The 20386-nt window shown below is 64.9% G+C and carries 17 protein-coding genes; 1 reads left to right on the top strand and 16 read right to left on the bottom strand.

Annotation, left to right across the window (positions count from 1 at the left end; all coding sequences use genetic code 11):
* Positions 1 to 130: 130 nt before the first annotated feature.
* The 8 genes from pnp to rimP all read right to left on the bottom strand — a co-directional run bounded on the left by pnp (position 131) and on the right by rimP (position 10529).
* The gene (gene pnp / locus GGD67_RS10860) at positions 131 to 2293 is read right to left on the bottom strand and encodes a polyribonucleotide nucleotidyltransferase (RefSeq protein ID WP_018319413.1); all 2163 of its coding nucleotides are present in this window, start codon (positions 2291 to 2293) and stop codon (positions 131 to 133) included.
* 375 nt (positions 2294 to 2668) lie between these two features.
* Positions 2669 to 2938: a 30S ribosomal protein S15 gene (gene rpsO / locus GGD67_RS10865; RefSeq protein WP_008131787.1), complete on the bottom strand. Its 270-nt coding sequence runs from the start codon at positions 2936 to 2938 to the stop codon at positions 2669 to 2671.
* Positions 2939 to 2940: 2 nt separating this feature from the next.
* A complete protein-coding gene (gene truB / locus GGD67_RS10870; protein WP_179732627.1) occupies positions 2941 to 4077 on the bottom strand; it encodes a tRNA pseudouridine(55) synthase TruB in 1137 nt (378 codons plus the stop codon).
* Complete coding sequence (gene rbfA, locus GGD67_RS10875) at positions 4074 to 4520, bottom strand: 30S ribosome-binding factor RbfA (RefSeq protein WP_018319415.1); 447 nt, start codon at positions 4518 to 4520, stop codon at positions 4074 to 4076. The genes truB and rbfA overlap by 4 nt, the downstream gene beginning before the upstream one ends.
* A 155-nt stretch (positions 4521 to 4675) precedes the next feature.
* A complete protein-coding gene (infB, locus tag GGD67_RS10880) occupies positions 4676 to 7384 on the bottom strand; it encodes a translation initiation factor IF-2 (protein WP_018319416.1) in 2709 nt (902 codons plus the stop codon).
* A 69-nt stretch (positions 7385 to 7453) separates the two neighbouring features.
* Entirely contained in the window at positions 7454 to 8137 is a 684-nt protein-coding gene (locus tag GGD67_RS10885; protein ID WP_018319417.1) for an RNA-binding protein, read from the bottom strand.
* 23 nt (positions 8138 to 8160) lie between these two features.
* The gene (gene nusA / locus GGD67_RS10890) at positions 8161 to 9771 is read right to left on the bottom strand and encodes a transcription termination factor NusA (protein ID WP_018319418.1); all 1611 of its coding nucleotides are present in this window, start codon (positions 9769 to 9771) and stop codon (positions 8161 to 8163) included.
* Between the two features lie 2 nt (positions 9772 to 9773).
* Entirely contained in the window at positions 9774 to 10529 is a 756-nt protein-coding gene (gene rimP, locus GGD67_RS10895) for a ribosome maturation factor RimP (RefSeq protein ID WP_018319419.1), read from the bottom strand.
* A 362-nt stretch (positions 10530 to 10891) separates the two neighbouring features.
* On the opposite strand from rimP, the gene GGD67_RS10900 reads away from it, so the two are divergent.
* On the top strand, positions 10892 to 11974 hold the full coding sequence (locus GGD67_RS10900) for a DUF2336 domain-containing protein (protein WP_179732629.1): 1083 nt from the start codon (positions 10892 to 10894) through the stop codon (positions 11972 to 11974).
* On the opposite strand, the gene trmB is transcribed toward GGD67_RS10900, so the two are convergent.
* The 8 genes from trmB to miaB all read right to left on the bottom strand — a co-directional run bounded on the left by trmB (position 11971) and on the right by miaB (position 20315).
* Positions 11971 to 12681 (bottom strand): tRNA (guanosine(46)-N7)-methyltransferase TrmB, encoded by a 711-nt coding sequence (gene trmB / locus GGD67_RS10905; RefSeq protein ID WP_018319421.1) that lies wholly within the window; start codon positions 12679 to 12681, stop codon positions 11971 to 11973. The two genes, GGD67_RS10900 and trmB, sit on opposite strands and share 4 nt — an antisense overlap.
* A complete protein-coding gene (locus GGD67_RS10910) occupies positions 12678 to 13835 on the bottom strand; it encodes a M20 family metallopeptidase (protein WP_179732631.1) in 1158 nt (385 codons plus the stop codon). Before GGD67_RS10910 ends, trmB begins: the two co-directional genes overlap by 4 nt.
* Before the next feature lie 85 nt (positions 13836 to 13920).
* On the bottom strand, positions 13921 to 14334 hold the full coding sequence (locus GGD67_RS10915; RefSeq protein ID WP_018319423.1) for a helix-turn-helix domain-containing protein: 414 nt from the start codon (positions 14332 to 14334) through the stop codon (positions 13921 to 13923).
* Positions 14335 to 14555: 221 nt separating this feature from the next.
* Positions 14556 to 16169 (bottom strand): apolipoprotein N-acyltransferase, encoded by a 1614-nt coding sequence (gene lnt / locus GGD67_RS10920; RefSeq protein WP_179732632.1) that lies wholly within the window; start codon positions 16167 to 16169, stop codon positions 14556 to 14558.
* The gene (locus GGD67_RS10925) at positions 16166 to 17284 is read right to left on the bottom strand and encodes a hemolysin family protein (protein ID WP_246784273.1); all 1119 of its coding nucleotides are present in this window, start codon (positions 17282 to 17284) and stop codon (positions 16166 to 16168) included. Before GGD67_RS10925 ends, lnt begins: the two co-directional genes overlap by 4 nt.
* A gap of 1 nt (position 17285) precedes the next feature.
* The gene (gene ybeY / locus GGD67_RS10930; RefSeq protein WP_245283238.1) at positions 17286 to 17774 is read right to left on the bottom strand and encodes an rRNA maturation RNase YbeY; all 489 of its coding nucleotides are present in this window, start codon (positions 17772 to 17774) and stop codon (positions 17286 to 17288) included.
* Positions 17775 to 17857: 83 nt separating this feature from the next.
* Positions 17858 to 18856, bottom strand: a complete 999-nt coding sequence (locus GGD67_RS10935; protein ID WP_018319427.1) for a PhoH family protein — start codon at positions 18854 to 18856, stop codon at positions 17858 to 17860.
* A gap of 64 nt (positions 18857 to 18920) precedes the next feature.
* Positions 18921 to 20315, bottom strand: coding sequence for a tRNA (N6-isopentenyl adenosine(37)-C2)-methylthiotransferase MiaB (miaB, locus tag GGD67_RS10940; protein ID WP_018319428.1), 1395 nt, complete (start codon positions 20313 to 20315; stop codon positions 18921 to 18923).
* Between the last annotated feature and the right edge of the window lie 71 nt (positions 20316 to 20386).

Here is a 20386-nt window from a genome sequence, read left to right on the forward strand (position 1 = left end):
TCTCTTTGCGGAAGCACTGCCACCCAACCCTCCCCCGCAAGCGGGAGAGGGGGCGCATCTCGCCCGGAGCGGCACAAACAAAAAGGGCGGCCTTTCGGCCGCCCTTTCGTTTTCTGCAGTGTAGCGAGGCTTACTCGCCGGCTGCTTCGCGCGGGGCCTTCTCGCCCTCGCCGCCCTTGTCCTTGCCTTCGAGGTCTTCGCCGGTGGTCTGATCGACCACCTTCATCGACAGGCGGGTCTTGCCGCGATCGTCGAAGCCGAGCAGCTTGACCTTGACCTTGTCGCCCTCCTTGACGACGTCGGAGGTCTTCTGCACACGCGCCGACGCCAGCTGGCTGATGTGGACGAGACCATCCTTGGAGCCGAAGAAGTTCACGAAGGCGCCGAACTCCATCACCTTGACGACGGTGCCGTCATAGATCTGGCCGACTTCCGGATCGGAGGCGATCGACTTGATCCACTTGATCGCGGCCTTCATCGCCTCGCCATCGCTGGAGGCGACCTTCACGGTGCCGTCGTCCTCGATGTTGACCTTGGCGCCGGTCTTCTCGACGATCTCGCGGATCACCTTGCCGCCGGTGCCGATCACTTCGCGGATCTTGTCGGTGGCGATCTTGAAGGTCTCGATGCGCGGCGCGTATTCGCCGAGCTCGGCACGGGCGTTGGTGAGCGCCTTGGCCATCTCGCCGAGGATGTGGATACGTCCATCCTTGGCCTGGGCGAGCGCGACCTTCATGATCTCTTCGGTGATGCCCTCGATCTTGATGTCCATCTGGAGCGAGGTGATGCCTTGCTCGGTACCGGCGACCTTGAAGTCCATGTCGCCGAGATGGTCCTCGTCACCGAGGATGTCCGAGAGAACCGCGAAGCGCTTGTCTTCGAGGATCAGGCCCATCGCGATGCCCGCGGTCGGCCGCTTCAACGGCACGCCGGCATCCATCAGCGCGAGCGAGGCGCCGCAGACCGAAGCCATCGAGGACGAGCCGTTCGACTCGGTGATCTCCGACACCACGCGCGTGGTGTAGGGGAATTCGTGGTGCGGCGGCAGCACCGGGTGGATTGCGCGCCAGGCCAGCTTGCCGTGGCCGATCTCGCGACGCTTGGTGCCGCCGAGGCGACCGGTCTCACCGACCGAGTAGGGAGGGAAGTTGTAGTGCAGCAGGAACGTCTCTTTGTACGTTCCCGACAGCGCGTCGATGTACTGCTCGTCCTCGCCGGTGCCCAGCGTGGTCACGACCATCGCCTGGGTCTCGCCGCGGGTGAACAGCGCCGAACCGTGGGCGCGGGGCAGCACGCCGACTTCGGCGACGATATTGCGCACGGTCTTGCTGTCGCGACCGTCGATGCGCTTGCCGGTGTCGAGGATGTTCCAGCGAACGATCTTGGCTTCGAGCTCCTTGAACACGCCGGCGATGCGCAGCTTGTCGTATTTCGGCTCCTGCCCTTCCGGGAAGTAGTGGGCGATCACCTTTTCCTTGACCTTGCCGACCGCAGCGTAGCGATCCTGCTTGACCGGAATGGCGTAGGCGGCGCGCAGCTCCTGCTCGACCAGGCCGAGCATTTCCTTCTCGAGCGCCGAATTGTCGATGACGGTGACTTCGCGCGGCTCCTTGGCCGCCTTCTCGGCGAGCTCGATGATCGCGTTGATCACCGGCTGGAAGTGGCGGTGACCGAACATCACGGCGCCGAGCATGATGTCTTCGTTCAGTTCCTTGGCTTCCGATTCCACCATCAGCACGGCGTCGGCGGTGCCGGCGACGACGAGGTCGAGCTGGGTGTCGACCATCTCGTCGAGCGTCGGGTTGAGGATGAATTCGTCATTGGCGAAGCCGACGCGGGCGGCGCCGATCGGGCCCTTGAAGGGCGCGCCGGACAGCGTCAGCGCAGCGGACGAAGCCACCAGCGCGACGATATCGGGATCGTTTTCCATGTCGTGCGACAGAACGGTGGCGATCACCTGGGTCTCGTTGCGCCAGCCGTCGACGAACAGCGGACGGATCGGACGGTCGATCAGGCGGGAGACCAGCGTCTCCTTCTCGGTCGGACGTCCCTCGCGCTTGAAATAGCCGCCGGGAATGCGGCCCGCAGCGTAGGTCTTCTCCTGGTAGTCGACGGTCAGAGGCAGGAAGTCGACGCCTTCGCGCGGCGCCTTCGCCGCGACGACGGTGGCGAGCACCACGGTCTCGCCATAGGTGGCGACGACGGCGCCGTCGGCCTGACGGGCGATCTTGCCGGTTTCCAGCTTGAGAGTGCGTCCACCCCAGTCGATCTCGACCGAATGCTTATTGAACATAGATGTCTTCTTTCATGGGTTCTCGAAAGAAGGACGGCTCGAAAAACAAAAACCATGCGCAAGATTGCGGGGCGCTGATCGAAGCGGGTGATCAGCGTCCTGCGATCCTGCCATGGTTTTTGGATTTCGGATGGCGTCCATCCTTTCGGGTCATACGGGCGCCTTGCCCGTTGTGCCCAGCCGCCGGATTGCTGCTGGACTGTCAGTCGGCACGAATGCGAACACCGAACCGCGGTCTCGCTGATCGTGCCCCGGATGCGAATCATCAACGATCCGTCTCCGACGTGCGCGCAACCTCGATCAAAAAGCTTAAAATAAGCGCTTTCGTTCGAAACCACGTGCGAAAACGCGCGCCGTTGGCGCGCGCAAGAACTCTTAACGGCGAATGTTGTGCTTCTCGAGCAGCGCCTTGTAACGCGCCTCGTCTCGCTTCTTGAGGTAGTCGAGCAGCGAGCGGCGGGTCGAAACCAGCTTCAAGAGGCCGCGACGCGAATGGTTGTCCTTCACGTGGGTCTTGAAATGGTTGGTGAGGTTGTTGATGCGTTCCGACAGGATCGCGACCTGAACCTCGGGCGAGCCGGTGTCGCCGGCCTTGTTGGCATTCGTCTTGATGACTTCCGCTTTGCGTTCTGCGGCAATCGACATCGTCAATTTCTCTCGTTGCGACCGGGGCTGGCAGTCAGGCCGGTCAGGTTGAACACACGCTTGGGGATGATTTCGCCATTGCCGACTTCAGCAAGCGCGAGAAGACGGCCTGCCACCGTGACATAGACTGTGCCGCTACAAGTGGGCGCATCCCGTCCGCGCAACAAAACGGCCTGGCCCCGATGGAGCCTTGCCGCATCAGCCCGAGTGACGGCCAGTGCCGGGATGTCGTCCAGCGCGGTCTCAACGGGCATAAGCGCGTCCGCGAGGCTACCCTCGCCGGACGCGGCTCTATCGCACAAAGCCTCCAGCTGATCCAGCGGAATCATGTCGTTTTCGCCAAATGGGCCGACCAGGGTCCGCCTGAGCGCGCAGATATGGCCGAAAGTGCCGAGAATCCGGCCCATATCGCGGGCCAGTGCCCGGACATAGGTGCCCTTGCCGCATTCGGCCTCGAATACGGCCCGGTCGTTATCCGGTTGATCCACAAGGGTTAATTGGTGAATCTCGACCGGACGGGGGGCCAGCTCCACGACCTCGCCGTCGCGGGCGAGGTCGTAGGCGCGCTCGCCCTGGACCTTGATCGCGGAATAACGCGGCGGGATCTGCTCGATCACCCCGGTGAAGCGGGGCAACAGGGCCAGGATGGCCTCGCGGGTCGGACGCTGGTCCGAGGTCGCGGTCACCCGGCCCTCGATGTCGTCGGTGTCGCGCTCCTCGCCCCAGCACACCGTGAACTGGTAGCGCTTGCGGCCGTCCATGACGAAGGGAACGGTCTTGGTGGCTTCCCCGAGCGCGATCGGCAGCCCGCCCGAGGCGAGCGGATCGAGCGTGCCGGCGTGTCCGGCGCGCTTGGCGTTGAACAGGCGCTTGAGCACCGCGACCGCCTGCGTCGAGGTCATGCCGATCGGCTTGTCGAGCACGACCCAGCCATGGACGTCACGCCGGTCGCGGCGAACCTGGTTGCCCTTCTGCTTGGCATTGGCGCGCGGATCGTTGTTGACGCGGCGCGGCTCCTGATGCGGCCGGGAATTGCCGCCCAGGTCCGCAAAATTGTCGTCCGCAAAATTATTTTTCTGCACGTCGCGCTGATCGGCCTGTTCGCCGCTGATCGTGTCGTGAGCCGGGTCCATCGTCATCGTTCTTCTTCCCGATCCGTCTCCGGATCCTGTTCCAAATCCTGTTCGAGGTCCTTCTGAACCGCAGGTGTTCGCAAAAGCTTCTCGATCCGTTCCGCTTCGTCGAATCGTTCGTCGACGCGGAAACGAAGATCAGGTGCAAATTTCAGGTTAACGCGCCGCGCGACCTCGCCGCGCAGAAACTTCTTGTTGCGTTCGAGCGCAGCAATGACGACCGCGGTGTCGTGGCCACCGAGCGGCATCACATAGACTGTCGCGAGCTTCAGGTCGGGCGACATCCGCACCTCCGGCACGGTGATGATGTGGCCTTCGAGATCCGCATCATGCACATTGCCTTGCGCCAGAATATCGGCCATCGCGTGGCGAACCTGCTCGCCGACGCGCAACTGACGTTGCGAGCCTCCGCCGGGTGCGGAATTTTTTTTCTGATGATGGCGTGGCATTCTCGAAAATCACCTCGTCATGCCCGCGTTTGGGACACGAGCATTGTCATTTGTCCTGTTGAAACGAATGCGGTGCGATGGCCGGAATAAATCCGGCCATCGCACTCCCGCAATTTCAGCTCAAAAAGATCCAGTCGCTTCGGTAAGATTTGGACTTACAGGGAGCGCTGGATCGTCTCCACGCGATAACACTCGATGACATCGCCTGCGCGCATGTCGTGGTAGTTCTCGAAGGCCATGCCGCATTCCTGACCGGACTGGACTTCCTTCACTTCGTCCTTGAAGCGCTTCAGCGTCGACAGCTTGCCTTCGTGCACGACGACGTTGTCGCGGATCAGGCGCACATTGGCGCCGCGTTCCACGGTGCCATCGGTGACGCGGCAGCCGGCGACCTTGCCGACCTTGGAGATGTTGAAGATCTCCAGGATGGAGGCATTGCCGAGCATGGTTTCGCGCAAGGTCGGCGCGAGCAGGCCGCTCATCGCCTTCTTCACGTCGTCCACAAGGTCGTAGATGATGTTGTAGTAGCGGATCTCGATGCCGTTGCGCTTGGCCGCCGCAGCGGCCTCCTTGTTGGCACGAACCGAGAAGCCGATGATCGCGGCGTTGAAGCCTTCGGCCAGCGTCACGTCGGATTCCGAGATGCCGCCGACGCCGGCATGCAGGATGCGGGCTGCGACTTCGTCGGTGCCGAGCTTCTCCAGCGAGCCGAGGATCGCTTCCAGCGAGCCCTGCACGTCGGCCTTGATGATCAGCGGGAATTCCTTGCGGCCCGCGGTCTTCAATTGCGACATCATCTGCTCGAGCGAGCCGCGCATGCCGGAGATCGAGGCAGCCGCGTTCTCGCGCTTCTGGTGCGCACGGTAGCTGGTGACCTGGCGGGCGCGAGCTTCGTTCTCGACCACGGCGAGACGATCGCCGGCTTCCGGCGGACCGTTGAAGCCGAGCACTTCGACCGGCACCGAGGGACCTGCTTCCTGCACGGTCTCGCCCTGATCCGAGATCAGCGCGCGGACGCGGCCCATCTCGGCGCCTGCGACGATGATGTCGCCGACCCGGAGCGTGCCGCGCTGGACCAGCACGGTCGCGACCGGACCGCGGCCGCGGTCGAGCTTGGCCTCGATCACGGTGCCCTCGGCCGGCCGTTCCGAATTGGTCTTGAGGTCGAGGATATCGGCCTGGAGCGCGATCATCTCGAGCAGCTTGTCGAGATTGGTCTTGTTCTTGGCGGACACTTCGACGTCGACGACTTCGCCGCCGAAGGATTCCACCTGCACCTCGTGCTGGAGCAGCTCGGTGCGCACGCGCTCGGGCTTGGCATCGGGCTTGTCGATCTTGTTGATGGCAACGATGATCGGCACCCGCGCCGCCTTGGCGTGGTTGATGGCTTCGATCGTCTGCGGCATGACGCCGTCATCGGCCGCAACCACCAGCACGACGATGTCGGTCACCTTGGCGCCGCGGGCGCGCATCGCGGTGAATGCGGCGTGGCCGGGTGTGTCGATGAAGGTGATCTTCTTGCCGCTTTCGGGCGACAGCACCTGATAGGCGCCGATATGCTGGGTGATGCCGCCGGCTTCGCCGGAGACGACGTTGGCATGACGGAGCGCGTCGAGCAGCGAAGTCTTGCCGTGGTCGACGTGACCCATGACGGTCACCACGGGCGAACGCGTCTCGGTATCGGTCGAATCGTCGGTGGCGTCGAACAGACCCTCTTCAACGTCGGACGCAGCAACGCGCTTGACGGTGTGGCCGAGCTCTTCGGCAATGAGCTGCGCGGTGTCGGCGTCGATCACGTCGGTGATCTTGTGCATCGCGCCCTGCTTCATCAGCATGCGGATGACGTCGACCGCGCGCTCGGCCATGCGGTTGGCGAGTTCCTGGATCGTGATCGCTTCCGGAATGACCACCTCGCGGATGAGCTTTTCCTTCGGCTCGTTCGAGGCGTGGCCCTTCAGGCGCTGGGTACGGCGGCGGAACGAGGCGATCGAACGCTCGCGGACTTCGTCGGCATTGAGCGCGGTGACGACGGTCAGGCGGCCGCGCTCCTTCTGCGGGCCGGGCTTGTGGGTGGGCTTGGGGGCTACCACGGGACGCGCGGCGCCGCCGGGACCGCGGCGGATCTGGCGCGGACCATCGTCCTCGTCCGGGCCGGCAGCAACCGCCGGAGCGCGGCCCAACGGGCCTCCTGCCGGTCTCGCTGTGGTCGTTCCCGGGCGCGCGGTCGATGTTCCCGGGCGTGCCGTGGTGGTACCAGGGCGCGCTGCGGGGGCGCCGGGGCGCGGCGCCGGAGTGGCCGGGGCGGCGGCTGCGGGGCGCGGCGCGGATGCCGGCTGCTCGCCTTCGCCAAAACGCTTCTTGGCCTCGGTCTCTGCCTTGCGCTTGGCTTCGTCTTCGTGACGGTGACGCTCTTCCTCGGCCTTGCGGCGGGATTCGGCAGCTTCGCGCTCGACGCGTTCAGCGGCTTCGCGAACAGCGCGGCGCTGGGCCTCTTCCTCGGCCTGGCGGCGCTCTTCGACTTCGCGCACCTTGGCATCGGCCAGCGCGCTGGCGCGGGCGGAACGTTCGTCCTCGGTCAGCGTACGCAGCACCACGCCGGATCCGGCGTTGCGCGGCGGCGCGGGGCGCGACGGAGCGGGCGTCGGAGTTGGCGCGGCCGGCGCCGGCTTCGCGACGACCGTGGGAGCCTGCGGTTCGGCACTGCCGTCGATGCGGCGCTTGCCGCGCTTCTCGACCACGACCTGCTTGCTGCGGCCATGGCTGAAGCTCTGGCGGACAGTGCCCGTTTCGACGCGCGGCTTGAGCGATAGCGTCTTGCTCGGAACGCTCAGCTTCTTGTCGTCAGGGGTCTTGGTATCAACCATTCAGCAGTCCTAATCCTGATTTATCAGTGTTGTGCGTTGCCGCACCGTCCTATCGGGTCGTCGTATCTCTCAGAAATCCTGGCCGGGCTTTTCGGCAGTCTTGTCAGCGTCCGCCATCCGGTATCGGACCAGCATCTGGCTACGTGACAGGAATGACTTGCTCGCCGGGCCCGCGAGCAGGGCAGCATGTATCACATTTGACCGGGTCAGTGCCAAATCCAATTCTAACGATTTCAACGCGGTGACGACGGGAATCTGCGGCTTGGCGCCGCGATTTCCGGCATTTTGCCGCGCCAGCATGTCCAATTTGCGGATTCCGTCCGCGGCCCCGTCGCTGGCGTGGATCAGGACCCCGGCCGTGCCTTCCCGAAGGGCGCTTTCGACCTTGCCGAAGCCGGCCACGACCTGGCCCGCTTTGGCGGCGATCCCAAGGGCTTCCGTCACGCTCCGAACCAGGAGCGCCTCGATATCGGCAGGAAGCGTCTGAGGGATGCGCAGCTCGCGCTTGAAGGCCTTGCTAAATTGGTGACGCCGGACGGCTTCCGCAACCACCCCGCGTGAGGCGGTGAGCCACATGCCGCGTCCGGGCAGCTTGCGCTTGAGGTCTGGAACTACGTCGCCTTGCGGCGAAATGACGAAGCGGATCAGCTCGTCGATCGGCCGGACCTGCCGACTGACCGCGCACATCCGCATGGTCGCGGACCTTTCGGTCCGCGGGCCATGGTCGAGTTCGGGGTCAGTATCGGTGAGCATCCGGGCGACATTCTCCTTTGCCCTTAAGCCGGCTGATCTTCGGTCGCCTCAGCCTCCTCGGCGGGCTTGGCCAGATCGGCCTCGGTGATCCAGCCGGCCTTGACGCGGGCCTGCATGATCATCGCCTCGGCATCGTCACGGGAGATGTCGATACCGTCGAGCGCGCCGGGGAACTTGGTCTGCTCGCCGCCTTCCTTGCGTTCGGTCCAGCCGACCAGATCGTCGGTGGCGCAGCCGGCGAGGTCGTCGACCGTCTTGATGTCATTCTCGCCGAACTTCACCAGCATCTTGGAGGTGACGCCGGGCACGTCCTTGACGGCGTCCTCGACACCGAGCTCCTTGCGCCTGGCCTCGATCTCAGCTTCCTGCTGCTCGAGATATTCGCGGGCACGGCTCTGCAGCTCCTGCGCGGTCTCCTCGTCGAAGCCCTCGATGCCGGCGAGTTCCTTGAGGTCCACCATGGCGAGCTCCTCGACCGAGGTGAAGCCTTCGGACGCCAGCAACTGGCCGACCACTTCGTCGACGTTGAGCGATTCCATGAAGACGCGGGTGGAGTTCTCGAAGTCGGCCTGGCGGCGCTCCGATTCCTCCTGCTCGGTCAGGATGTCGATGTCCCAGCCGGTGAGCTGCGAGGCCAGACGCACGTTCTGGCCGCGGCGGCCGATCGCCAGCGAAAGCTGGTTGTTGGTGTCGGGCACGACCACCTCGATGCGCTCGCGGTCTTCGTCGATGACGACCTTGGAGACTTCGGCCGGCGCCAGCGCGTTGACCACGAAGGTCGCGATGTCGGGCGACCACGGAATGATGTCGATCTTCTCGCCCTGCAATTCGTTCACCACGGCCTGCACGCGCGAGCCGCGCATACCGACGCAGGCGCCGACCGGATCGACCGAGGAATCGCGGGAAATCACGCCGATTTTTGCGCGCGAGCCCGGATCGCGGGCAACCGCCTTGATCTCGACGATGCCGTCATAGATTTCCGGCACTTCCTGCGCGAACAGCTTCGCCATGAACTGCGGATGGGTGCGGGAAAGGAAGATCTGCGGACCTCTCGTCTCGCGGCGGACGTCGAAGATGTAGGCACGGACGCGGTCGCCGTTGCGGAAGACTTCGCGCGGCAGCATCTCGTCGCGGCGGATGATGGCTTCGCCGCGGCCGAGGTCGACGATCACGCTGCCATATTCGACGCGCTTGACGACGCCGTTGACGATGTCGCCGATGCGATCCTTGAATTCCTGATATTGCCGGTCGCGCTCGGCCTCGCGCACCTTCTGCACGATGACCTGCTTGGCCGATTGCGCGGCGATGCGGCCATATTCCAGCGGCGGCAGGGTGTCGGCGATGGTGTCGCCGACCTGGGCACCGGGATTGGCGCGTTGCGCGTCCACCAGCGAGATCTGGTTGGAATGGTTTTCGACCTTCTCGACCACCAGCATGTGGCGCGACAGCCGCAGCTCGCCCTTCTTCGGGTCGATCTCGGCGTGAACGTCAGTTTCGCTGCCGTAACGGGCGCGCGCCGCCTTGGCGATGGCGTCCTCCATCGCCGCGATGACGATGCCGCGGTCGATCGATTTCTCGCGCGCAACGGCATCGGCGATCTGGAGCAACTCAAGTCGATTGGCGCTGACTGCCATGGCTAGTCTCCTTCGTCAGGCTCGATCTCGCCCCGTCGCGCGCGTTCGGCGGCCAGGCGATGCTTCTTCGTATTGGTCGGGGCCGGCTTCTTCTTCGGCCTGGTGTTCTTGGTGGTCTTTTCGCTGATTTTGGCGTGCGGCGCCTGCGGCGGCTCCAGGCCGAGATCCCGGCGCATCTGGCGCTCCTCGGCCTTGCCGCGGCGCATCGATTCGGCGATCAGCTCGTCGGTCAGCACCAAGCGGGCCTCGCCGATATCCTCCATCGTCAGGAGCACGTCGGGATCGTCGCCCGCCTTGACGTCGTCGCGACGCAGATGCACGCGATCGCCTTCGACCGGACCGATCATGCCGCGGAACCGCTTGCGCCCCTCATGGGCAACCGCCATCTCGATCTTCACCAGATGGCCGGAATAGCGCTCGAAATCGGAACGGCGGACCAGCGGCCGGTCGATTCCCGGTGAGGAGATTTCCAGCCGGTAGGCGCGATCGATGGGGTCGGCAACATCGAGCACGGGCGACAGCGCCCGCGAGATCGCCTCGCAATCCTCGAGCTGCATCGAGCCGTCCGGCCGCTCGGCCATGATCTGCACGGTGCAGCCGGCTTCCCCGGAAATGCGGATCCGCACCAGACGGTAGCCCATGCCCTCGAGCACCGGTGCTGCGACCGCGGACACACGTGCTGCCACGCCCGGCTCGACCACGAGCCTCGGCTCGGCCAGCAACTCGGCATCCGTGGAACCAGTGTTCGGTTCGGTCATATCAGGGGTCAAGGCGCTCGATGGTTAAGGCTTGGTTACGATTTTCAAAGCCCGCTTCGGAACTTCCCGACAGCGCGTCGGGCCGCATCTTCCGCCAAGCCGCGTTCGGGTAATAAAAAAGAGCGGGTCCTTTCGGGCCCACTCTCACTACGCGGATCGTATGAGAAGATGAATTGGCGCTGATATAGCGCTTTCTGTCCCCCCGGACAAGGCCCATCGCGGGCCAGACGAGGCTTTTTGCGCCCGATTCGCGGCGCCCCGGGCCTAACGCTTCCTTCACCTCGGGGGGCTAAATTCCCTGATTGTGGGGCGGCTTCGACCAAGGGCGCACCCGCGGCGTGCCCTGTTCGAGTAGCGTTTTCATGACCGTTGCCACGTCGCTCATTCCCGGACTGGACGATATCGTCAAACGCGGCGATCCGCGACGACGCGGCGAAATCGCGCGCGCCATCTCCGAATTGTTCTTCCAGGATTCCGCCAATCTTCGGCCCGAGCTCATCGATCTCTTCGACAACCTCCTGATCGATCTCGTCCCGCATGCGGAGCTTGCCTCGCGCGTCGACCTCGCCGAGCGCTTCTCGCACCTGAACAACGCGCCGCCGCATCTGGTCAATCAACTCGCGCGCGAGAACGAGATCATGGTGGCCGGCCCCGTGCTGCGCCGCTCGCCCGTGCTCGATGACGCCGCGCTGGTCGAGATTGCGCGGCTGAAGGGCCAGGGGCATTTGCTTGCGATGACGGAGCGCCCGGCTTTGTCTCCCGTCATCACCGACGTGCTGGTGGAGCGCGGCGATCGCGACGTGGTGCGCCGCGCCGCGGGCAATGCCGGTGCGGTGTTCTCGCCTGGCAGCTATTCCGAGCTGATCAAGCGTGCGGCGCAGGACGGTGTGCTGACGCTCAAGATCGGCCAGCGTCGTGATCTCTCGGGCGAGAACCTGAAACAGCTTCTCGACGGCACGCTCGACGTCATCCGCCGCCGGCTCTCCAGCGTGGTCAATCCCGCGCGCCAGGTCGAGATCAAGCGCGCGATGGTGGCCATCGAGGAGGCCACGCTGCCGCCGGGACCGCGGCGCGATTTCTCCGCGGCCCAGCGCACGGTGCTGGTGTTGCATCGCGAGGGCCATCTCGGCGAGAGCGCGCTGCTCGGCTTCGCCAAGGCGAACAAATACGAGGAATCGATCGCCTCGCTTTCGGCGATGTCCGGCGTTCGCCTCTCTGTGCTCGACCGCCTGATCGCAGGCGACCGCTACGACCCGATCCTCATTCTCGGCCGCGTGCTGAATCTCGGCTGGCCCACGGTGCGCGCGCTCATCCTGCTCTGGTACGGTCCGCATCGCACGCCGGCCGATGCCGATATCGAGGCCGCGCGCGTGAACTTCACGCGCCTGATGCCGACGACCGCCGAGCGCGTCGTCAATTTCTGGCGCAACCGGCAGACGATCTAGAGTCGTCTGAACCGCAAATACGCAGCCTTCCGTCCTTCGCGCGCGGCCTTCCGGCCGTAGCGCGTCATGGTGTAGCCCGCCCATGGCTGCCTGAAATCGTCGGCGCGTTCGGCCAGCCAGACGAAATCCTGCGAACGCGCAAGATGCGACAGCGTCCAGGCGCAGTAATCGTCGATGTCGCAGACGAAGCGGAATTCGCCGTTCGGCTTCAGCACGCGCGCCATCGCGGCGATCGTCCTGTCCTGGACGAAGCGCCGTTTCCAGTGCCGCCGCTTCGGCCAGGGATCGGGATGGATCAGGTCGATCCGCGACAGCGATGCCTTGGGCAGCCAGGCCAGCAGCTCGGCGGCATCGCCTGCAAACAGGCGGATGTTGCCAATGTTGGCGGCTTCGATCTGCGCGAGGATCTTGGCCATGCCGTTGACATAGGGCTCGCAGCCGATGAAGCCTGTCGTGGCGAAGCTCTGGGCCTCGGCCGCGAGATGCTCGCCGCCGCCGAAGCCGATCTCGAGCCTGACATCGTCGGCGGCGGGATCGAAGATCTCGCTTGCATCCGCCGGCGCCTCGCCGTCGATGTCGAGCGCCAGATGCGGCAGCAGTTGACCGATCAGCTCGGCCTGATGCTGCCTGAGCTTGTGCCCCTTGCGGCGTCCGAAGAACGCGCGCTCGCTGTCATCGCGACCGGGCTCTGATTTGCGCTCGCTCATCGCAGCGTCTGGTACAGGCGGTGGAGCAGCCGCGCGCGCGGCGCGAGCGACGAGATATAGAGCTGCTCATAATGAGTGTGCGCGCCCTTGCCGTCGACGCCGAGGCCGTCGAGCGTTGCGGTATGGGCCGCGGTGAAATTGCCGTCCGAGCCGCCGCCGGTGTGGGTGTCGACCAGATCGAAGCCGATCTCGCCGGCGAGTGTCTTCGCGTGCTCGTACAGGGAGGCGCCTGCGTTGCTCTTTTCATAGGGCGGACGGTTGAGCTCGCCGGTGACGGTGACGGTGACGCCGTCGGTCTTCGACGTCAGCCCAAGGATCTTGCCGACGAACTCCTCGGCGTCCTTGAGGCTCAGCACGCGCAGATCGACCTCGGCATAGGCCTCTTCCGGCGTGACGTTGGGGCGCGTGCCGCCACGCACCACGCCGACATTGACGCTGACGCCGCGAGTCAGGTCGTTCATCCCTTCCAGGGCGAGGATGACGTTGCCAAGCTCGCGCACGGCGCTGCGGCCATCTTCCGGCCGCGAGCCGGCATGCGCGGGCACGCCCTTGATGAACACCTTGAAGCGTCCGACGCCCTTGCGCCCGGTGACGATCTTGCCGCCGTCGCGCGCCGGCTCCGTCACCAGCACGTATTTGGCCTTGCGCCCTTCCGTCTCGATGAGTGCGCGCGAGGTGGGACTTCCGATCTCCTCGTCGGAGGTGAACAAATGCGTGATGCCGAGCGGCGAGCGATCGGCTGTGGCACACAGCGCGGCAAACGCGTGATGGGCGATGTAGGCGCCGCCCTTCATGTCGTAGATGCCGGGACCGTACGCGACGTCGCCTTCGACCTTGAACGGCAGACGTTCGATGAATCCCATGGGATGGACGGTATCGAGGTGGCTCAGCACCAGGATGCCCGGCCGGTCCTGCCCCCAATTCGAGCGCGCCATGAGATGATCGCCGCAACCATCGACGCCGGCGACGCGTTCGAGCGTGACAGGCAGATCGCGGTACCGCTCCGCGACCATTGAGATCAGCCTGTTGACCTGTTCGGGCGCTTCCGTCGGCGTCTCGACCTCCACCCAGCGGCGGATGCCATCGAGAATAGTTTGGGAATCGAACCAATTGGAGCTGGCCATGGACGCATCTGTGCCTTTGAATCGCATCATCGAAGCGGACGCGCATCAAAGCGCGGCCACAAATGACGACATAGGCCAGATTTGACGCGGTCTCAAATCGCCATTGAGCTGGCGATCAGCGCTTGTCGGGACCTTCGCGAGCCGCAATCTGCTCGACGAGATCGACGATCGAGCGGCGCATCTTCGAATCGGTAATTCGCGTGAACGCCTTGGTCAGTGCAAGTCCTTCGGACGTCGCGAGAAAGTCCGACACATAGGAAGGCGAGGCGCCTTCGCTGAAGCCATCCGGACCCGGCACGCCGCTCGGGCCGCCCTCGAACAGGAACGACACCGGCACCTGGAGAATTTCGGCGATCTGCTGGATGCGGCTCGCACCGACCCGGTTCGTGCCCTTCTCGTATTTCTGGATCTGCTGGAAAGTCAGGCCCAAAGCTTCACCGAGCTTTTCCTGGCTCATGCCCAACATGATGCGGCGCATACGCACGCGACTGCCGACATATTTGTCAACAGGGTTGGGCGCTTTCGACATTTCCTCAGCCCTCCAAACACCACCTTCAGCGCAATCAACTGGAGTGCCTCAGGTGCAAGCATCGTCAAATCAGACCCTCTTATTGGGAAACATTGCGGAGAAATTTAGCAATGCCCACTGTCTTTTGCAGCCGGTGCAGAATGGGGAGCCCATGTGCAGTCTGTCAACCGTGGGACTACGGTTGTCAAAAGTTTCCGGCCGCCTCCGCGGCGACGGCGCGATCAGGCCTTCCGCTTGGTGACACGTCGGCGGACCGCCAGAATCACGGCCAGCGCGACGAGCATGGCGGCCGGCACATCGCCAACCCGCGCATAGACGGTCAGTGATATCGCGGCAGGCAGGCTTGCATCCAAAATGCCTTCGATGCCGAGACCGAGGCTGGCGACGGTGCGGCCCATTGGATCGATCACCGCAGAGATACCGGTATTGGCAGAGCGGACCAGCGGCAATCCCAGCTCGATCGCGCGCATGCGCGACTGCTCCAGATGCTGATAGGGGCCGGTCGAGATGCCGAACCAACCGTCATTGGTGAGGTTCACGATCCAGCCCGGACGTTCGTTGCGTCCAGCCACCTCGCCGGGAAAGATTGCCTCGTAACAGATCAGCGGTAGCGCGGGCGGCGCGCCGGGCACCTGCAGCGCATGCCGCACCGTGCCGGGAATGAAGCCGCCGCGCACCCGCGTCAGTTGCTCGAAGCCGAGCTTCTCCATCAGTGCCTGGTAAGGAAGAAATTCTCCGAACGGCACCAAATGCAACTTGTCGTACACTGCGAGCACGCTGCCGTCGTGATCGATGACGTAGATCGAATTATAGGCACGCGTGATCGGCGTGCCGCGCGGCAGGTCGGGCGCGCGGACCGACCCCGTGATCAGCACCGTGCCCTTGGGCAGAAGATCGGCGATCTGTGCCATCGCGTCGGCTTCCCGGGTCAGGAAGAACGGAAATGCGGATTCCGGCCAGATCAGGATGGTGGCGTCGCGCACGCCGGTCGATTGCGGGCCGGAGGCGCGGTCCGACAGCGCCAAATATTTTTTCATCACCTCCGACTTGGCGGCGTAATTGAATTTGGCGTCCTGTTGCAGGTTCGGTTGCATCAGGCGCAGCTTGGCGCCAGCAACCATCGTGGTCGGATGCAGCGACAGGCGGATCGCGCCGAAGATGCTCATGACAAGCAGGAGCGCGATTGCGGCCGCCGGCACGCGCCACGCCAGGCGGCGATCGGGCGTGCGGTCGATCAGCGTCGCGGGGCTGGCGAAGATCGCAACCGTCAGGAACGTCATGCCCCACAGGCCGACCAGCGAGGCTGTCTGCGCCAGCGGCAGCGGCTCGGACAGCGCATAGCCGAACGCGTTCCAGGGAAAGCCGGTCAGCAGGTGGCCGCGCAGCCATTCGCTGATTGTGAGGCTTGCCGCAAGTGCAAGCACGCGCGTGGCGTTCTTGGTCCAGAGCAGGCGCGCCAGCGCAAAGCCGATCGCCGTGAAGATGGACAGATAGGCCGGCAGGCCGAGCACGGCGAACGGCGTCAGCCAGGCGAACACGTCGGCCTCGACGAAGAAGGCGTAGCCGATCCAGTAGAGGCCGGGGACGAAATAGCCGAGTCCGAACCAGTAGCCGGTCAGCGCCGCGGCGGGGACGCCGCGATAGCGTCCGGCGCCGGCGCCGTCGATCAGCCAGACCAGCACCGGGAAGGTGATGAACAGCACCGGGAAGAGGTTGAACGGCGCGAGCGCCAGCACCGACAGCGCTCCGCACCCCATGGCGATGACGGCGCGTTTCCATCCCCAGGCAAGGATGATGGCAAGCGCAATCTGCCGAAGTCGCTGGAACGGGCTCACTGTCGGCCGGTCCCGTCGCTTGGCGGCGGGCTGGGCGTGTCATTGGCCGGCGAAGGACCGCTGTCCGGCGCAGCCTCGCGGCGCCGGCTCTCGCGCTGGGTGCGCGGCGCGGGACGCTCCTTCCGCGTCGAGATGCGCAGCCGCTTGACGCGGCGCGGATCGGCATCGAGCACCTCGATCTCGTAATTGCCGGGACCCGAGATCACCTCGCCGCGTACCGGCAGGCGCCCGACGAAGCTGACGAGATAGCCGCCGAGCGTCTCCACTTCCTCGCCGGCCTCGCCGGTGACGAAATCCTCGCCGATCACCGAGCGGACGTCGTCGAGGCTGGCGCGGGCGTCGGCGATGAAGGCATTGTCGGGCAGGCGCACGATCGAGGGCGGCTCGTCGCTGTCGTGCTCGTCGTCGATCTCGCCGACGATCTGCTCGACGATGTCCTCGAGCGAAACCAGCCCGTCGCTGCCGCCATATTCGTCCACCACCAGCGCGAGGTGAATGCGTGTGGCCTGCATCTGCGCGAGCAGGTCGATCGCCCGCATCGACGGCGGCACGTAGAGCAGCTTGCGGATGATGCGCGCTTCCTCGAGTGGCAGCGCGAGATCGACGGCGCGGAGGTCGAGCCCGGCCGGCAGCGGCTTCTTGCGCTTGGTCTTGGTGGCTTCCGGCACGCGCGCACGCGCGGTCATGAAGGCGAGCAGGTCGCGGATGTGGACGATGCCCACGGGATCGTCGAGCGTCTCGTTGTAGACCACGAGGCGCGAATGGCCGGCGCTCTCGAAGCGGTCCATCAACTCGCCGAGCGGGATGTCGCGCTTCACCGCGACGACGTCGGCACGATGGACCATGACGTCGGCGATGCGGCGCTCGTGCAGACCGAGGATGTTGCGCAGCATGGTGCGCTCGACCGCCGAGAAGCCGGTGTCGTCGGGCGTGGTCGCATCGAGCACGACCTGGAGGTCGTCGCGCACCGATCCCGCCTTCCAGCCGAACAGCGTGCGGATGGCGCGCAGGAGCCAGCCATCGGCGGTCGGGCGCATCACCTCGCCCTGGGTCACCACGGCCGGCAGATTGGCCGTGTGGCGTGGATTGTCGTGAATCGGGTCGGAGTCCGGCATCTCAGTGCGTCCCTGCGCGGTCTGCATAGGGATCGGGAATTCCAAGGTGAGCCAGGATCTGCGTCTCCAGGGCTTCCATCTCCTCGGCGTCGCCGTCGTTCTCGTGATCGTAGCCGATCAGGTGCAGGAAGCCGTGCACGGCGAGATGGCTCAAATGGTGGTCGAACGGCTTGTGTTCCTCGTCCGCCTCGCGCCGCATCGTCTCGTAGGCGATCGCGATATCGCCGAGCATGCGCGGCGCATCGCCCGGCTTCCACTCGCCCTCCTGCTGGAGTGCGGGAAACGACAGCACGTTGGTCGGCTTGTCGATGCCGCGCCAGTTGCTGTTGAGGGTGCGGATGCCGGCATCATCGGTCAGCATCACCGCCACTTCCGCGTCGGCGACGTCTTCGTCGACATTCTCGGCGGCGGCCGCAACCGCGCGCTGGATCACGGCTTCGGAATCGGGCTCGCGCTGCCAGCAATCGGCGACGACGAGGACCTCGGTCATGGGAAGGTTCGGATGTGACATTGTCTTTGTTCGGAACGATGAGGCGCCTTCATCCGCGTCCTCTGGGTCCGGCTGTTGCCTCGTCAGGATTTGCCGGCGGCCGGCCGCTGCGGCGAGCCTTCGTAAGCGGCGACGATTCGCGCCACGAGTTCGTGGCGGATCACGTCCTCGGCTTTGAAATGAACCTGGGCAATGCCCTCGACGCCGCCCAGGAGGCGGGTCGCCTCGGCCAGGCCCGAGGTCTGGCCGTTCGGCAGGTCGATCTGCGAGGGATCGCCGGTCACGATCATGCGGCTGTTCTCGCCGAGGCGCGTCAAAAACATCTTCATCTGCATCGACGTGGTGTTCTGCGCCTCGTCCAGGATGATGGCGGCGTTGGTGAGGGTGCGGCCGCGCATGAAGGCGAGCGGCGCGATCTCGATCTCGCCGGTCTGGAGTGCGCGCTCGACGATGCGCGCATCCATGAGGTCGTAGAGCGCGTCGTAGATCGGGCGGAGATAAGGATCGACCTTCTCGCGGAGATCACCGGGCAGGAAGCCGAGCCGCTCGCCGGCTTCCACCGCCGGCCGCGACAGGATGATCTTGTCGACCTCCTTGCGCTCGAACAGCTGCGCGGCATGTGCGACCGCGAGCCAGGTCTTGCCGGTGCCGGCCGGGCCGATGCCGAACACGAGCTCGTGGCGCTTCAGCGCGCGGATATAGGAGTCCTGGGCGGCGGTGCGCGCGCGCACCGGACGCTTGCGCAGATTGATGCTGTCGAAGGTCGCCCCTTTGGCCGATTTGGCGTCGAACTCGAACAGCGAGCCTTGCGCGATCACGGCCCGGATGGCGCCCTCGACCTCGCCCTGGTCGAGATCCTGCCCCTTCACGGCCTGCGCGTAGAGCATCTCCAGCACGCGGCGTGCGGCGTCGCAGCCGTCGCGCGTGCCGCCGATCGTGATGTGGTTGCCCTTGGAATCGACGACGACGCCGAGCCGCCGCTCGATCTGCGCCAGATGCTGGCCGTAGGGGCCGACCAGCGCGGAAGCGGCGCGGTTGTCGTCGAAGTCGATGACGACCTGGGTCTCGGGCGGAACTTGCATGTCGCGGTCAAATTTGCGGCTGGGAGCGAGAGAAGACGAATCCGATGCGCTTTTTGGCAAGGGTTCAGGCTCCGATGGCTGGCGATAAAGCGGGCTCGTGCGCCCCACGCGGCGTCACGAGCTCACCGAGAAAGCTGTAGCGTTCGAGGCTGTCGATCCTGACAGGCAGGATGTGTCCGATGATGTCGGGCGAGGCCATCACATGGGCGGGCTGCAGGAATGCGGTGCGGCCGACGATCTGGCCGTCCTTGCGGGCCGGACGCTCGAACAGCACATCGACCGTTGAGCCAATCGCGGCCTTGTTGAAGGCCGATTGCTGGCTGTCGATCAGTTCCTGGATCCGCTCCAATCGCTGGTCCATCTCGGCGGGGGACACCGTCTCCTGCATGTCCGCGGCCGGCGTTCCCGGCCGGGCGGAGTATTTGAACGAATAAGCCGCAGCGTAGCCGATTTGCGTGACAAGCGCGAGGGTGGCGAGAAAATCTTGCTCGTCCTCGCCGGGGAAACCCACGATAAAATCTGATGAAAAAGCAATGTCTTGCCGCGCGGCGCGGAAACGGTCGATGACCCGCCGATAATCATCGGCGGTATGTTTCCGGTTCATGGCCGCCAGAATGCGGTCCGAACCCGATTGCACCGGCAGGTGCACGAACGGCATCAGGGCACCGAGATCGCGATGGGCGGCAATCAGGCTGTCGTCGACGTCGCGGGGGTGGCTGGTCGAATAGCGCAGCCGCGCGATGCCGGGAATTGTCGCCAGATGCTCGAGCAGCCTGCCGAGCGGCCAGGTTTTCCCGTCTGGTCCCTCGCCATGATAGGCGTTGACGTTCTGCCCGATCAGCGTCAGCTCGCGCACGCCGTTGTCGGCGAGCCGCTTCACATCGTCGACGATCTTGGCGACAGGGCGCGAGACTTCCGAGCCGCGCGTGTAGGGCACGACGCAGAAGGTGCAGAACTTGTCGCAACCTTCCTGCACCGTGACGAAAGCGGAAATGCCGCGCGCCCGGATCGCGTCGGGCTTGGGTTGAGCCAGGAAGCCGAACTTGTCCTGGGCCGGAAACTCGGTCTCGATCGCGCGGCCTTCGTTGCCGGCGCGCTTCAGCAGCTCCGGCAGGTGATGATAGCTCTGCGGTCCGACCACGACATCCACGACAGGCGCGCGGCGCACGATCTCCTCGCCCTCGGCCTGCGCGACGCAGCCCGCGACCGCGATCTGCATCGCTCGCCCGCCGCGCGCAGCCTCGTCCTTAGCGACACGCAATCGGCCCAGCTCCGAATAGACCTTTTCGGACGCCTTCTCGCGGATGTGGCAGGTGTTGAGGATGACGAGGTCGGCGTCTTCAGCGCTGGCCGTCTCCACGAATCCTTCCGGAGCCAGCGTGTCCACCATGCGCTGGGCATCGTAGACGTTCATCTGGCAGCCATATGATTTGATGTGCAGCTTGCGCGGCGGCGTCATGGAACCTGGAATGGAGGTGGAGAACGGCCTTCAAATATAGGTTGGAGGGACGAAAATCCAGCGAATGGAGC

The organism is Bradyrhizobium sp. IAR9 (assembly GCF_013408065.1).
Taxonomy (GTDB): domain Bacteria; phylum Pseudomonadota; class Alphaproteobacteria; order Rhizobiales; family Xanthobacteraceae; genus Bradyrhizobium.

What these genes read in the sequence shown, in the direction of transcription:
- rimP (WP_018319419.1), bottom strand. Translation starts at nt 10,529, where the DNA reads ATGACCGAACCGAACACTGGTTCCACGGATGCCGAGTTGCTGGCCGAG.
- GGD67_RS10925 (WP_246784273.1), bottom strand. Translation starts at nt 17,284, where the DNA reads ATGCCGGACTCCGACCCGATTCACGACAATCCACGCCACACGGCCAAT.
- GGD67_RS10910 (WP_179732631.1), bottom strand. Translation starts at nt 13,835, where the DNA reads ATGATGCGATTCAAAGGCACAGATGCGTCCATGGCCAGCTCCAATTGG.
- rbfA (WP_018319415.1), bottom strand. Translation starts at nt 4,520, where the DNA reads ATGCCACGCCATCATCAGAAAAAAAATTCCGCACCCGGCGGAGGCTCG.
- ybeY (WP_245283238.1), bottom strand. Translation starts at nt 17,774, where the DNA reads ATGACCGAGGTCCTCGTCGTCGCCGATTGCTGGCAGCGCGAGCCCGAT.
- trmB (WP_018319421.1), bottom strand. Translation starts at nt 12,681, where the DNA reads ATGAGCGAGCGCAAATCAGAGCCCGGTCGCGATGACAGCGAGCGCGCG.
- pnp (WP_018319413.1), bottom strand. Translation starts at nt 2,293, where the DNA reads ATGTTCAATAAGCATTCGGTCGAGATCGACTGGGGTGGACGCACTCTC.
- truB (WP_179732627.1), bottom strand. Translation starts at nt 4,077, where the DNA reads ATGACGATGGACCCGGCTCACGACACGATCAGCGGCGAACAGGCCGAT.
- GGD67_RS10935 (WP_018319427.1), bottom strand. Translation starts at nt 18,856, where the DNA reads ATGCAAGTTCCGCCCGAGACCCAGGTCGTCATCGACTTCGACGACAAC.
- GGD67_RS10885 (WP_018319417.1), bottom strand. Translation starts at nt 8,137, where the DNA reads ATGCTCACCGATACTGACCCCGAACTCGACCATGGCCCGCGGACCGAA.
- miaB (WP_018319428.1), bottom strand. Translation starts at nt 20,315, where the DNA reads ATGACGCCGCCGCGCAAGCTGCACATCAAATCATATGGCTGCCAGATG.
- GGD67_RS10915 (WP_018319423.1), bottom strand. Translation starts at nt 14,334, where the DNA reads ATGTCGAAAGCGCCCAACCCTGTTGACAAATATGTCGGCAGTCGCGTG.
- rpsO (WP_008131787.1), bottom strand. Translation starts at nt 2,938, where the DNA reads ATGTCGATTGCCGCAGAACGCAAAGCGGAAGTCATCAAGACGAATGCC.
- nusA (WP_018319418.1), bottom strand. Translation starts at nt 9,771, where the DNA reads ATGGCAGTCAGCGCCAATCGACTTGAGTTGCTCCAGATCGCCGATGCC.
- GGD67_RS10900 (WP_179732629.1), top strand. Translation starts at nt 10,892, where the DNA reads ATGACCGTTGCCACGTCGCTCATTCCCGGACTGGACGATATCGTCAAA.
- infB (WP_018319416.1), bottom strand. Translation starts at nt 7,384, where the DNA reads ATGGTTGATACCAAGACCCCTGACGACAAGAAGCTGAGCGTTCCGAGC.